The organism is Arthrobacter pascens, assembly GCF_030815585.1.
GTDB lineage: Bacteria > Actinomycetota > Actinomycetes > Actinomycetales > Micrococcaceae > Arthrobacter > Arthrobacter pascens_A.
In genome coordinates, this window is record NZ_JAUSWY010000001.1 from 3,417,792 (window position 1) to 3,430,738 (window position 12,947).

17 protein-coding genes are annotated in these 12,947 nt (G+C 62.8%); 9 read left to right on the forward strand and 8 right to left on the reverse strand.

From position 1 onward, the window contains the following. Positions 1 to 8 precede the first annotated feature (8 nt). Positions 9 to 299: a PfkB family carbohydrate kinase gene (locus QFZ30_RS15790; protein ID WP_307080299.1), complete on the forward strand. Its 291-nt coding sequence runs from the start codon at positions 9 to 11 to the stop codon at positions 297 to 299. Positions 300 to 621: 322 nt separating this feature from the next. On the opposite strand, the gene QFZ30_RS15795 is transcribed toward QFZ30_RS15790, so the two are convergent. Then, on the reverse strand, positions 622 to 1,539 hold the full coding sequence (locus QFZ30_RS15795) for a CU044_5270 family protein (RefSeq protein WP_307077788.1): 918 nt from the start codon (positions 1,537 to 1,539) through the stop codon (positions 622 to 624). Beyond that, positions 1,536 to 2,147, reverse strand: a complete 612-nt coding sequence (locus tag QFZ30_RS15800; RefSeq protein ID WP_307077790.1) for an RNA polymerase sigma factor — start codon at positions 2,145 to 2,147, stop codon at positions 1,536 to 1,538. The genes QFZ30_RS15795 and QFZ30_RS15800 overlap by 4 nt, the downstream gene beginning before the upstream one ends. A 214-nt stretch (positions 2,148 to 2,361) precedes the next feature. On the opposite strand from QFZ30_RS15800, the gene QFZ30_RS15805 reads away from it, so the two are divergent. Next, positions 2,362 to 3,555, forward strand: coding sequence for an epoxide hydrolase family protein (locus QFZ30_RS15805; protein ID WP_307077792.1), 1,194 nt, complete (start codon positions 2,362 to 2,364; stop codon positions 3,553 to 3,555). Between the two features lie 59 nt (positions 3,556 to 3,614). Here the strand turns inward: QFZ30_RS15805 and map are convergent, their stop codons facing one another. Next, the gene (gene map / locus QFZ30_RS15810) at positions 3,615 to 4,385 is read right to left on the reverse strand and encodes a type I methionyl aminopeptidase (protein WP_307077794.1); all 771 of its coding nucleotides are present in this window, start codon (positions 4,383 to 4,385) and stop codon (positions 3,615 to 3,617) included. Between the two features lie 108 nt (positions 4,386 to 4,493). Here map and QFZ30_RS15815 point away from each other — a divergent pair, with 108 nt between their 5' ends. Then, positions 4,494 to 4,709 (forward strand): helix-turn-helix domain-containing protein, encoded by a 216-nt coding sequence (locus QFZ30_RS15815; protein ID WP_373462850.1) that lies wholly within the window; start codon positions 4,494 to 4,496, stop codon positions 4,707 to 4,709. A 123-nt stretch (positions 4,710 to 4,832) separates the two neighbouring features. On the opposite strand, the gene QFZ30_RS15820 is transcribed toward QFZ30_RS15815, so the two are convergent. Together QFZ30_RS15820 and QFZ30_RS15825 are read right to left on the reverse strand one after the other, a co-directional pair. Further along, complete coding sequence (locus QFZ30_RS15820) at positions 4,833 to 5,342, reverse strand: hypothetical protein (protein WP_307077797.1); 510 nt, start codon at positions 5,340 to 5,342, stop codon at positions 4,833 to 4,835. Positions 5,343 to 5,360: 18 nt separating this feature from the next. After that, a complete protein-coding gene (locus tag QFZ30_RS15825) occupies positions 5,361 to 5,693 on the reverse strand; it encodes a hypothetical protein (RefSeq protein ID WP_307077799.1) in 333 nt (110 codons plus the stop codon). Between the two features lie 140 nt (positions 5,694 to 5,833). Here QFZ30_RS15825 and QFZ30_RS15830 point away from each other — a divergent pair, with 140 nt between their 5' ends. Further along, positions 5,834 to 6,076 (forward strand): hypothetical protein, encoded by a 243-nt coding sequence (locus QFZ30_RS15830; RefSeq protein WP_307077803.1) that lies wholly within the window; start codon positions 5,834 to 5,836, stop codon positions 6,074 to 6,076. A 55-nt stretch (positions 6,077 to 6,131) separates the two neighbouring features. Here QFZ30_RS15830 and QFZ30_RS15835 read toward each other — a convergent pair whose 3' ends face one another. Continuing rightward, entirely contained in the window at positions 6,132 to 6,434 is a 303-nt protein-coding gene (locus QFZ30_RS15835; protein WP_307077805.1) for a DUF309 domain-containing protein, read from the reverse strand. A 383-nt stretch (positions 6,435 to 6,817) separates the two neighbouring features. On the opposite strand from QFZ30_RS15835, the gene QFZ30_RS15840 reads away from it, so the two are divergent. The 5 genes from QFZ30_RS15840 (at position 6,818) to QFZ30_RS15860 (ending at position 10,218) form a co-directional block, all read left to right on the forward strand. Further along, on the forward strand, positions 6,818 to 7,324 hold the full coding sequence (locus QFZ30_RS15840; protein ID WP_307077807.1) for a phosphotransferase family protein: 507 nt from the start codon (positions 6,818 to 6,820) through the stop codon (positions 7,322 to 7,324). A gap of 48 nt (positions 7,325 to 7,372) precedes the next feature. Then, positions 7,373 to 8,113, forward strand: coding sequence for a class I SAM-dependent DNA methyltransferase (locus QFZ30_RS15845; protein ID WP_307077809.1), 741 nt, complete (start codon positions 7,373 to 7,375; stop codon positions 8,111 to 8,113). Beyond that, a complete protein-coding gene (locus tag QFZ30_RS15850; RefSeq protein WP_307077811.1) occupies positions 8,110 to 8,733 on the forward strand; it encodes a nucleotidyltransferase family protein in 624 nt (207 codons plus the stop codon). Before QFZ30_RS15845 ends, QFZ30_RS15850 begins: the two co-directional genes overlap by 4 nt. Positions 8,734 to 8,815: 82 nt before the next feature. Beyond that, complete coding sequence (locus QFZ30_RS15855; protein WP_307077813.1) at positions 8,816 to 9,313, forward strand: DinB family protein; 498 nt, start codon at positions 8,816 to 8,818, stop codon at positions 9,311 to 9,313. A gap of 149 nt (positions 9,314 to 9,462) precedes the next feature. Next, positions 9,463 to 10,218, forward strand: a complete 756-nt coding sequence (locus QFZ30_RS15860; RefSeq protein WP_307077816.1) for a hypothetical protein — start codon at positions 9,463 to 9,465, stop codon at positions 10,216 to 10,218. Between the two features lie 151 nt (positions 10,219 to 10,369). On the opposite strand, the gene QFZ30_RS15865 is transcribed toward QFZ30_RS15860, so the two are convergent. Further along, on the reverse strand, positions 10,370 to 11,755 hold the full coding sequence (locus tag QFZ30_RS15865) for an ice-binding family protein (protein ID WP_307077818.1): 1,386 nt from the start codon (positions 11,753 to 11,755) through the stop codon (positions 10,370 to 10,372). 427 nt (positions 11,756 to 12,182) lie between these two features. Beyond that, entirely contained in the window at positions 12,183 to 12,932 is a 750-nt protein-coding gene (locus tag QFZ30_RS15870) for a YesL family protein (RefSeq protein WP_307077819.1), read from the reverse strand. Positions 12,933 to 12,947: the final 15 nt, after the last annotated feature.

Here is a 12,947-nt window from a genome sequence, read left to right on the forward strand (position 1 = left end):
TGCCGTAACTGCAGGAGCGGAGGGGTTCGGACCTCTACTCAGAGTCTTCCCAGGTGCACGTTGCCGCGCCGGAGGTAAAAGCAGCGGACACTGTGGGTGCCGGCGATTCCTATATGTCCTCGTTCATCGCTGGGATCTTGACCGATTCCCGGCCGGACTTCGATGAGGAGCAGCTCAGGCGGCTCGGAACGGTGGCTGCTGCCGCGGCAGCCATCAGTGCGACCCGACATGGAGCGAATCCGCCAACAGCGCGGGAACTGCAGGAGGCTGGCCGTTTCCTCTGGACGGGATCGTCTTAGGTTCAAAGACCTTGTCCGTGTCCACAGGCATTTACCGGCTGCGGGGCGCGTTCGAGATCGAGCCTACCCACATAGCTTCAACACGTTCGACTTGACAGGGAATACATAAGGCGCAGCATGGACCAGTGGGAAACCGGCGGACCCGTACACGCGTTTGACGTACGCCGCAACGGCAGGAGCCATCCGCGCGGTCCTCAGAATCGAACCAGGCAATACCGCATCGATCGCCGTGGCCCATCATCCGCGACCCCGATCCAACTTTCGATCCGTCATGGCACTGGACTGTCTCGTTTCCTAGGAACTGAGACAGTCCATACGACACTCATTCGGGGGCGGAGTCGACGATTCGGTAGTCGATGGCAGTGTGGCCAACCACTTCATTTGAGCCGAAGCCGAAGGCTGCGTAAGTCATGATGGCTCGTTCGCCGATGACCAGCCCGGTATCGGGGTCGATGATCATTTCTGCCCGTTGGCCGGCGCGGAGTGGTTCTGTCCGCCCGATCGCTATGCCGACCTTGCCGTCGAAGTTGGCTTGCTCGCTGGCATTGACCCCGGGGATGAAAGCCAGCGCCTGGTAGAGGCCAGCGCGCAGGTCGGCAGGAACGAGACCTAGCCTCAGGATGTCGGTGATGCGTACGAAGTTGTTCTCATCCCGTGAGGCTGAACCCCCGTCGTACTGGGAGTTGAAGTGGTCGTATAACGCCTGCCCGTCCCGCGGCAGAGCGTCCAGCTCCTCCTCGCTCAGCAGGCTCCACGGGCCGCCATAAAAATATCCGTCCTTGGCGCGGATGACCTCTGTTTCCATGGGTACCGGGGCGGCATCGCCCCAGTCGCGCCGGAGGACCCAGTCCTCATTTGGGCTGCCTGGAACGTAAACGTCAATTGTCTGGACGTTCATCGAGTTTTTGATGGTCCCCGATTCATCCACGCTGGAAACACCCCAGTTGGCGCGCGTGTGGATCAGCAGGTATTCGCCCGGCTTTGGCACGGGATCGCTGAAGGTCATTGACTGCTCCGCAACTGCCCGCAGGACCCCTGCTGCGTGCGCGCTTTGCGCGGTAATGCTGATCTGCCCTACAACCAGCGCGCCCACTGTTGCTGTCGCGGCGGCGAGCAAAACTCGACGGGTTGGGTGAGGGCGGGCCGGTCCGGCAGGCTTCAGCGGAACAAGGGTCGGGAGCTTGACGAGCTGCCTGCGTAGCGCTTCACGCCTGTCAGCCTGGAACTCGGATGTGTTCATGATGTTCTCCGTCCAAGAATTGCCTGCGGGTCCGGCTCTTGTTCATGCACTACTTGGCTATACAGGGTCCCAAGCCGGGATTTCGCTCGATGGAGCCGGGACTTCACCGTTCCATCCGCAATGCCAAGGGCAGCACCTGCCTCTTTGGCTCCCAGGCCCCCTATGACGCACAGGGTGAGCACGTCGCGCTCTTGTGGTCTTAGTTTCGTGAAAGCTTCCCGAAGAGCAGAGGACTTGAAACTGGATTCATCGGCTTCGGCAATGCCGTCGGCAATGTCGGCCGCATCCTGTGGCGGCGGGAGCTGGTTGAGGAAGTGCCTGTAGCGGCGTTGCTGACGGACGTGGTTACGGAGGGTGTTGTTCGTGGTGACCAACAGCCAAGGCAGTATCGAGTCATTCACTATGCGGACATTGGCGCGCCGGCGCCATGCCTCATAGAAGACCACGGCGGTGACGTCCTCAGCCACGTGAGGCAGGCTCAGCACTTTGAGAGCATGCCGGCGCACCCGGTCATGATGGCGGTCGAAAAGCAATCCGAAGGCGTCACCGTCGCCGTTGACAACCTGGGACCACAACACCTCGTCCGAGATACCCGATTCTTCGCCCATACCTCATAGTGTCCGGTCACCCCGATCAGTTCCATGATTCGACGATCGAATTTCGCAAACGGAGTTGAGGGCCTGGCCGCCCTTCCGTGGTGCCCTGAAGTGGTGGCATTCAGCATATTCTTTGTCCAAGGAAGACGGCGCTTCTATCGGATTCGTCGTTTCACCAAGATAGGCATATGAAGATCTGCCCCGGCCCGCGCAAGGAGGCAATCCCATGTCAGGCGCCCTTGATGTGGCCGCGACCGCCGATCCGATCATCCCGTTTCGAGTGCGGATCGACGCCGCCACGGTCGACGACCTCCGCAGCCGGCTGCGGCGCACGCGCTGGCCCGAGCCGTCGACCACCGGCGGCTGGACGCAGGGCACCCCGCTCGCGTACGCCCGGGAGCTCTGCACCGATTGGGCCGAGCAATACGACTTCGCCGCCGCCGAGGCTCGTCTCAACCGCCATCCACAGTTCCGCACCGTGATCGACGGCTTGGCCATCCACTTTGTGCACGTGCGCTCAGTACGCTCCGACGCCGTGCCGCTTCTGATGACCCATGGCTGGCCCGGTTCAGTGGTGGAGTTCGCGGACGTCGCCGCCCCGCTGGCGGACCCGCCCGCCGGGCAGCCCGCCTTCCACGTGGTGTGCCCGTCGCTGCCCGGCTACGGCTTCAGCGACAAGCCCGCGACCGAGGGCTGGACGGTGCGGCGGGTCGCCCGCGCCTGGGCCGAGCTGATGACCCTCCTCGGTTACCCTTACTTCCTCGCGCAGGGCCATGACTGGGGCACGAGCGTCAGCACCGCTCTGGCCACCCACTACCCCGAACGCCTTATCGGTATCCATCTGATGCCCCCGCTGGTGGCCGCCGACCCCGCCACGCTCGACGACCTGACCATGGCCGAACACGCCGCCCTTGCCGATTTGACCAAGGCTGCCTCCGGCGACGGCTACTCGTTCGAGCAGTCCACCCGTCCACAGACCATCGGTTACGCACTGGTCGACTCCCCCGCGGCCCTGCTCACCTGGATCATCGAGAAGTTCCACGCCTGGACCGATCACGACGGCACCCTGGAGTCGGTCCTGAGCCGAGACCAACTGCTGGACAACTTGATGCTCTACTGGCTGCCTGCCACCGGCGCGTCCGCCGCACGCCTCTACTGGGAAAGCTTCGCCGAGATCCAGGCCCTGTTCCGCTCCGGCGCCGCCGATCAGATTATGGTCCCCACCGCGTGCTCGATCTTCCCGCGCGAGAACCCCCGTCCGTCCCGCCGCTGGGCCGAGCGCCGCTTCCCCGACATCCGTTACTGGAACGAGCCGTCCCGAGGAGGCCACTTCGCCGCCTTCGAACAGCCCGCACTGTTCCTGGACGAGATCCGCAACGCCACCACCCACCTGACCGCCACCGCGATCAGCCCCACCTGATCCGAGCCACCACCCGCCCGGCTGCTTGTGGACTTCGCTTGGGGTGGAAGACTCGCTCTTCAGACCAGCTGAGTGAGAATGACGGGTCCGGATTCCGTGACGGCAATCGTGTGCTCGGAGTGCGCGGTCCGACGGCCATTGGAACTGCGCAAGGTCCACCCATCAGGCGCTGTAACAAGTTTGCTGGTGCCGTCCATGATCCATGGTTCTATTGCCAGAAGCAGTCCCGGGCGAAGCACGTATCCGCGTCCTGGGGTACCGATGTTCGGTATGTGCGGGTCCTGGTGCATGGTGCTTCCTACACCATGCCCGCCAAATTCGCTGTTGACCCTAAAGCGCGCTGATTCGAGCACTGAGCCAATTGCATGAGAGATGTCTCCAATACGCGCTCCGGGCTGGGCTGCATGGATACCGGCCAGAAGCGCTTTCTCCGTTGTTTCAATCATGTGCTGGTCTCCGGGTGCAGAAGAATCCCCTACAACGAAGCTGATGGCGGAATCAGTGACCCACCCGTTAACACTTGCTGCGAAGTCAAGGGTAAGTAGATCGCCATCCATCAGGACGTAGTCATGAGGGAGGCCGTGTAAAACGGCTTCGTTGACGGACGTGCAGATGACCTTTCCGAAGGGGCCGCGCCCAAATGATGGGGTGTAGTCGACATAGCACGAGCGAGCTCCTGCTATCCGGATCATCGAGGCTGCCCAATCGTTAATCTCCAAGAGATTCGTCCCGGGCTCGGTTCTGTCCCTCAAGTCCGAGAGAGTCTTCGCCACGAATTGTCCACAGACGCGTGCCGCGTCAACTTCTCGAGGCGTGAGTAGCTCAATCAATGATTCCTCCAAGTAGTACCGTTATTATTATAACGGTACTACTCTTAGAAGATGGTTAGAGTCCCACTAAGCCCAGAAGACATCCGAGCAGGGCAGCTGCTCGGAGAGATGCTCCGTAATGCGCGGGGGGAACGGACACTGGTCCAGGTAGCTCTTGGTGCAGGTATATCCCCTGAGACACTCCGGAAGATCGAGACGGGTCGAATCGCCACCCCGTCCTTCATGATCGTGGCTGCCCTTGCCGAAGAACTGGCCCTCTCCCTCGATGCCCTCCAGGGCACACTACGAAGGTCATCGGCTGAGAAGCTCGATGTAGCTTCCTGAGCGCTTCTGCCCCCACAACCTTGCAGGTGGACGCTGTCGTGTACTTGTCGGCCAGCGTTTCTGTGGCCACGCACTGAGACATCTTCGATCCAATCCACGGAAATACTAGACTCGCCGGGGCACTTACTTCGCCCAGCCGACCTTCTGGAGCCAGCCCGTCAGGAGGGGCAGAACGACGGAGCCGTGCATCGCGCTCATGTGGTCGAGGCCCGGAAGTATTTCGACGTCCCATCCGGCCTCGGCGAGTGCTCCGCTGTGCGTCACCAAAGGCTCACCGATCCTCACCTGGACGTTGCCCCATGCCGGTCCGTAATCGATCCGGTCGTCTGCGCCGGCGAAGGCGAGCCGGGGCAAGTCACGCGGAACGGCGGCGGCAAAGTCGTCGAAGTCCTGGAGTGCCTCGTAGAGGGTTACGAATTGGCGGGTTTGTGCCTCGTTCGTTTGAATGGGAACGGAATCCCAGTCGCCAGGCTCGGCTTCAGTGACCGGCGAGGCAGCCTGGGCAGGTGCCTGGGCGGACATCGAATGCGCCGCCCGGGTGACGGCCAGAATGCTCTTGTACGGGCCATCGAAAGGCGGGTATCCGCCCATGATCAGCGCCCGGAGACGGTCTGTGCGAAGGGCGAGCTGCAAACCGCTAAGCGCCAGCCACTAGTAGCCGTAGTAGGCGAAGACGTCGGCATCAGCGGCGTCGGCTATGGCCAGGAAATCTGCCGCGACATTCCCTGGTGTGAGGGTGTCTGGGGCCGGGTGAGCCATCCGATGTGCTTCGTAGTCGGCGGCGATCACCCGGTTCGATCGTGCAAGCCCATTGACCAGGGTTGGCCCCAGATCAGGGTCCGCGCCCCACTGACGCATAGTCTCGGCTTCCGCCGTCGTATGTGGTGCGAGACTGACAGGCACCAGCAGCGCGGGTCCGTCTCCATGAATGGTGACTGGGATGGTGGTGCCGTCGTGTAAAACGGCCTCGGCATTTTCAGTCATGGCTTTACCCCCAATGTAAGTGCAACCTGGACACGTTAAAGCATGTCATTGAACGGCCTTCGGGCGGAGGACCAACTAGCGGACAGAAACGATCGCCCTTCAGCGGTCGCGCCCTGGTGCCGGAGCGGCATACTTGGCCTATGAATATCGACCAGTGGTGGCCGAAGCTCAAGCCGTCGACGAGGGCATGGCTAATTGAGAATAACGGTGACGTTCTGCTGGCAGAGGTGGTCGCGGAGATCGCTTCCGTAGGTGGGTCGGTCTCTCAAAGCGGTCCGTCGGGCTTCTACCTCTCGGACGCTGCCACCGACTGGATTGAGGCTGTAGCCAACGGCGAAGTGCCCGAAGGTGGCGCTGCGGATCACGGCCTCGGACAGGCGTGAGACTACGTAATGAGTGGCTTTCTGAAGAAGGTTGCAGCCGCGGATAGTCGCCGGCTCAGCGGCCGGTTCGCATCCGATCACGTGCGCAATTCACGACGTCGGTCAGGTCGAGCCCGTAGGTCGGCCCTTCACCGGAGCCATACTCCTCGAGTCGGGCTTCACCGCGCTCGAAGAGCCGGAGGGCGCCAACGCTGTTCCCCCGGGCGGCGTGGGTGAGCCCGACGCAGATCTGGGCGAGGCCTTGCCAAAGGTTGCGCTCTTCGGCCGGCCCGGCTTTCCAGCGGGCCTCGAGCACCTCATGCGCGGCGAAGGGCCGGCCGGCTTCCACCAGACTCCGGGCCGAGACCAAGGTCTGCACCGGCGGCAGCGGCTCCTCCGAGACCGGCTCGACGCCAGCGCTTCCGTACGGCAGCGGACGCCCAAGAGCGTCACGCGGGCGGGCCTGCCGCGGGCGCCTTGAAGCATCCCGATCCCTGTCACCGGTCATTGCAGTTCCTCCCTGAGTGTTCGTAAATCTTCCCAACCTTCATATGCCCAATGCTAAGACCCCGCCCAACTCCCGGGCTCCCTATCTCTCGATCTTGTATTGATAACATCGGATTCGATTTGCCTTCAATGAGTCGACTCTCCGTGGATGCTCGACGCGGCAGGTGTGCATTGCCGTGACGGTCTTCGCACCTGATTGATCACCACGGCCGAATACTCAGTGATTCCGATTTTGATGACGACGGTGTGCGACGCATGGCGAAGTTGCTTCGAGCTACCCATGTGCCGGCACCGCGCGAACTTCCGACGCTCGCCGACAGGGTGGAAGGGATGCTTTCCCGCGCAGCGGCACGCGGCGCGCGCGTGCCCGATGGCCTCGACTCAATTCTGCGGCGAGTCCGTGCACGGGAAACGTCGGCGCCTGTCCTCACCCACCATGACGTGTGGCCTAACAACGTCATCGACGACGGCGACCGCTTGTGGCTTGTTGACTGGGAGTTCGCCGGCGCTGGCGACGGAATGTTTGATCTCGCGACAGTTGCACGAGCCGCAAATCTTGATATCGACGGTGAACACGCCATGCTCGAGGAATACGGCCTCCCTGGCGGTGCGCATCGACTCGCTGAAGCGCGGTGGAGCATCGGACTCTTCGAGGGTGCATGGGCGCTTGCGATGCATACCGCCCGGGGAAGCGACGGCGGCTTTGATTTCGCAAGGCACGCCAGCGACATGTTCGCCGGACTAAAGAACGTGCCCAACTGAGTAATGGAAACGCCGTCATTGACGAGTTTCCATCGCTAGGCTCGTGGAATGGATGGATTTGACCCCGCGAAGAGTTTCGGCCCTGAAGTTGCACAACGATATGACAGTCATTCGCTGCGCGGGGATGAGGCCGAGACCGTCGAATTTCTCGCACGTCATGCCGGCGATGGTTCCGCGCTGGAGTTTGCCATAGGCACCGGCCGGATTGCGATCCCACTTTCTGAGCGTGGCATCCGCGTCGACGGAATTGAATTGTCGCCGGACATGGTCGCGCAACTTCGAAAGAAGCCCGGTGGCGACAACGTGGATGTGACGGTGGGCGACATGGCGCGTGTATCCGCGCCTCGCGGCGACTACGGACTCGTTTATCTTGTCTTCAACACCATTTACAACATTCTCACCCAGGATGATCAGGTGCGATGCTTCGAAAACGCGGCTCGACACCTGACAGAAGATGGCGTGTTCGTGGTTGAGGCAGCGGTGCCGTCGACCTGGATTCGCGGCGACCAGTTCATTAACGTCGAGCAGCTCACGAACGATGAAGTGGTGCTGGATGCTAATCGCTACGACCCGGTGACACAGATTCTCGATGAGAACCACGTCTCTCTAACCAAGGATGGTGTGCGGCTCTTTCCAATCTCCTGCCGGCTGATCTGGCCGAGCGAAATGGATCTGATGGCGAGAATCGCCGGGTTTAGGCTGGTAGATCGATGGGGCGATTGGAGCGCTCAACCGTTCACCGCGTCCAGCAGCCGCCATATCAGCGTCTACTCCCGGGCAGTGGAGTGAACCTCCGTCAGGGGCTGGGGCAGGATGAACCTGCGACGCGCCACGATGAACGACTCTTTCTCACCTATATCCAAAGGAATCCGGTCAACCGGCAGATCCTTCAGTTGGCGCCGCTGCTGGGTATTGCGGACTGGTGGCTGACTGCGGGGGCCCTGTTCCAGACCGTCTGGAACGTACTGGACGGCAGGGACCCGGGCGCCGGCATCCGGGACTACGACCTGTTCTACTTTGACGAGGACACCTCTTACGAGGCGGAAGACGCGGTAATTCGCCGGGCGCGGGAACTGTTCAAGGACCTGGGCGCGGAAGTCGAAGTGCGCAACGAAGCCCGCGTGCATCTTTGGTATGAGGAACATTTCTGCGTTCCTGCTGTGCCCTTCACCAGCACGGCCGATGCGATAGATCATTTCGCCGCGAAGACCTGCTGCTTCGCAGTCACGGCAGGCGACGACGGCGGCCTGAGAACGTATGCGCCGCACGGTTACGATGACCTGTTCGGCCGGAAGGTGGTACCGAACCCTGTGCTTGCGCCCCGCGACGTGTACGTGGCCAAGACCAGGCGGTGGAGTGAAGAATGGCCCTCACTGACGGTATTGCCGTGGCCCGCGGTGAAGGTCTAGGAAGGCTCCGAGCGGTCTAAAAGTCCGGACATGCTGATCTGTGCTGATTGCTCCTGTGTCAGGGTCTTGGAATACTTCACACATGTCTACCCTCCCCACCTCGTCCGCCGAGGACGTCATCAGCCAGCCGGCCCAGGCTCAGTTCGAGGCCTTCCTGGACGAGCACCGCAACGCGCTTAATAGCTGCCTGAACGGGCTGACCGAGGAGCAGGTGCGCCGATCATTGGTGCCCTCCCGGACAACACTGCTGGGCCTGGTGAAGCACGCGACCTTTGTCGAGAAGGTCTGGTTCGACGAAGCGGTCACCTGCCGGCCCCGCGCCGAGATCGGCATCCCCGCCACACCGGACGAGTCGTTCATCCTCGACGACGGCGACAGTATCGCAGCGGTCCAGCGGGCACACCAGGAGGCGTGCGAGGCATCGCGCCGCGCGACATCATCCTTGGGGCAGGACGACCTGGTCCACGGCAACCGCCGCGGCCCGCTGCCGCTGCGCTGGGTGTACCTTCACATGCTGCGCGAGCTGGCTCAGCACTGCGGGCACGCAGACATCCTCCGAGAGCAGCTCATCAACAGCTGAAGGCATGGACTTCACCCACCGCCCAGAGCGGCACGCGGGGCGGATCGTTATACGCAACAACAGTTCGATGCCAATCACCCTCAGCCGAGGTCCCAAAGCTCCGGACGGCGCAACACTTAAGGGACCACAATCGGCCCCGGGAGGGTGACATGCGCAGATCAGCATCGTCCGGCGTCGCGGTTCCCGCGGCATTTCTTTTCGCCTTGCTGCTTGCAGGATGCGGCCAGCAGGCAGGGCCGCCGGGACCGGGCACCACGAGCGCACCTGTAACGTCCTCAACGGCAACTGTCACGCCGAGCCAAACGCCGACGTCGGGCGGTACACCGAGCGCTACCGGCACCACCCCGGCGCCGGCGACCTGGACGGAATACACGACGGCGGACGGCCAGCTGACCTTCGACCATCCGGCCGCGTGGAGCGTCAGGGATCCCGCCGGGGAGCTGGCTGAAGGTGGCGGCGCATTCGCGGAGATTACCAACCAGGCGGGGAAGCCGTTGGCGACCCTCCGGACCAACATGGCCACGGGATCCACGTGCACGGAGCGGTACCCCTATTCCGTTCTGGAGTCGCAGGAGCTGACGGCTCTGACGCAGGACGGCATGACGCCACGGTACGTTTTCGAGACCCGCGGCAACGCCACGGATCCGGGTCCGGCGAACACTCCGGCCGCGGCCTATGGCATCGCGACCGGTCCGGCACCTACCGGGGACTCCGCCTGCGCCATCTTCCACTTCTTCACCTGGCCGCCCAACGCTGCCATGTTCGGGGCGTTCTACAACCCCGCGAACAACGAGACCCCCGGCGACGCGTCCCTGCCGTATCTGGAGAAGGCGAAGATATACGCGGGCACTGCCGAGTACCGGGATATCAAGCGGATGATCACCTCGCTCCGGCCGACGGCTTAGCGTGTGTCAGCAGCCGCCGGTGCGATCCTGGAGTAGGTCAGGCGAGGTTTAGGAACAGGTCTTAGCTGTTGTGCGGAGAGCCCCGGTCAATAGCCTTTGACCGGGGCGTCCCGAAAGGGCCCAGCCAGCGTGCCGCCGGAGGGCCATCACGTCATTCCACCGTGGTGATGGTGTTGCTGTCCAGGGTGACCGCGCCGTTGAGAGCCAGGGCGCGGCCTTGGATGCTCACGCCCGTAGTCACCGTGATCGATGCCAGCGCCATGATCGTCCCGGCAATCGAGGACCCCGTGCCCAGAGTCGCGGAGCTGCCGACCTGCCAGAAAACATGCGAGGCCTGGGCCCCGTTGACAAGCTTGACCTGGCTGGCCGAAGCCGTCGTGAGCGTGGAACCCATCTGGAAAATGAAGACCGCGTTCGGATCGCCCTGACCGTCCAGCGTCAAGGTCCCGCTCAACCCGAGAGAACTGGCCGAAGCATAGACTCCGGCGTTAAGCGTCCGCCCCACCAGATCCCCCGCGACAACCTCAGTCACAGTGCGCCCGGCAGCATCGTTATACGCGGCCTGCAAATCCGCATGCGCCGCGCCGGCCTTCACATCAGCAGAATGCCTGCTCCCACCCAGCGTGCCCGGCGGGAAACCCGTAATCGCAGTCCCGGGACTGACCCCCAGATCCCCGCCAAGATTCGTAGGACCGGTATTAGTCACAGTCGAGGCACCCAACACCGAAAAACTCTCCGCAGCACCCAACCCCACCACCGAACCCGAGGGCAGCGGAACGACCGCCGGAGCCGTGGTGATGGTGTTGCTGTCCAGGGTGACCGCGCCGTTGAGAGCCAGGGCGCGGCCTTGGATGCTCACGCCCGTAGTCACCGTGATCGATGCCAGCGCCATGATCGTCCCGGCAATCGAGGACCCCGTGCCCAGAGTCGCGGAGCTGCCGACCTGCCAGAAAACATGCGAGACCTGGGCCCCGTTGACAAGCTTGACCTGGCTGGCCGAAGCCGTCGTGAGCGTGGAACCCATCTGGAAAATAAAGACCGCGTTCGGATCGCCCTGACCGTCCAGCGTCAAAGTCCCGCTCAACCCGAGAGAACTGGCCGAAGCATAGACTCCGGCGTTAAGCGTCCGCCCCACCAGATCCCCGCCGACAACCTCAGTCACAGTGCGCCCGGCAGCATCGTTATACGCGGCCTGCAAATCCGCATGCGCCGCGCCGGCCTTCACATCAGCAGAATGCCTGCTCCCACCCAGCGTGCCCGGCGGGAAACCCGTAATCGCAGTCCCGGGACTGACCCCCAGATCCCCGCCAAGATTCGTCGGACCGGTATTAGTCACAGTCGAGGCACCCAACACCGAAAAACTCTCCGCAGCACCCAACCCCACCACCGAACCCGAGGCGCGGGCAGGGGTGGGCGTGGACAGTAGGCCCGCCAGTAGCAAAGCGCATGTCAGCGCGGCGGCGCAGACGACGGCCCTCCACCGAATGGCGAAGGGGCCTTCGACAGCCCTGGTCCGAAAAGCACTAAAAATCAACATGGTCGTCCCCTGAAGTTGACTGCCCCAGGGGGCTTTGCCCGAGGTAGCAGCGATCAATTCTTGTGTTGGGACCGCGTTAAATAGGCGCGGTTAGCCGTATTTGCTGGTGCATAGACGGTCTCGGGCAGGCTCGCGCCTGCTCCGATATGGGAAACTGTGCGATCGGGTCGGGCGCGTTGAAGTATCCGCGGAATACCCGCTTCCGGCATGCCGATCAGGACTGGGCCTTTGCTTAAGCGACCCAAAGGAATGCGTTCTGTGGCCCCCACCATGAACGAATATCACCAACGATGTGGTGTGTAGGACCCCACACTGAGCCTCATCCGGGAGGAAGTCAATAGCCGCGTGGGCTCATCAAGGATGCGTCGTAGCCGTGCTCGAAGAATCAATTGAGAATTCCCGCACGCAGTGCTTCAGCAGTGGCGGTTCACTCCTCCCCCGCCACCGTGAACTTCTGTTCGATGAACCGCAGCATCGGCCGGGAATTCAGGCAGATCAGGTACACCACGGCACCGGCGATGAAGAGCATCAGCGCAGCGGTGGTGGCCGTCAGCAGGAACGCCGTGACGAACAGGATGCCGGCGTTCCCCAATGAAACCCGTTTCTGTGCACCAAGGCTGTAGAGCGAGAGTCTGTAAATGTCCCGCACGCGGAAGGTGAACCGGGACAGCAGCAGCATGGCGGTCACGGCTGCGGTGGCCACCAGAAGGCCCAGCCCCAACAACCCCACCCGTGCGGCTGACTGGGTGGGATTCCCGGCGTCGAGCGTTCCGGGCAACAGCAAAAGATTGACGACGGCGGCGGCCAGCACCGCGAGGTACGGCAGCCAGACCGCGAGCGCCTGCCGGAAGTTGGCCCGGTAGCCGCGGACGAAGTCACGGAACACCCCGGTTTCCTCCCCCGCCAACAAGCGGTTGAACGCGTAGGCCGCGGCCACCAGGGACGGGCCCATCGGCACAAACGCCAGGAAAACCAGCCCAAGCTGCGCCCCGTATCCCGGCAGGGAACGGGAGACGGACGCGGTGGGCATGCCGGCGGACAAGGCCACGAGTAGGGGGGCCAGCACCAGCAGGACGTTCGCCGCCACCAGCAGCAGGTCGCCCACCATCACCCCGTAGACCGTGGTGGCTGCCTTGAACAGCGGGCCGGAGCCGTACTCCGTTATCTTCTGTGTCAACAGGTGCCTTCCGTG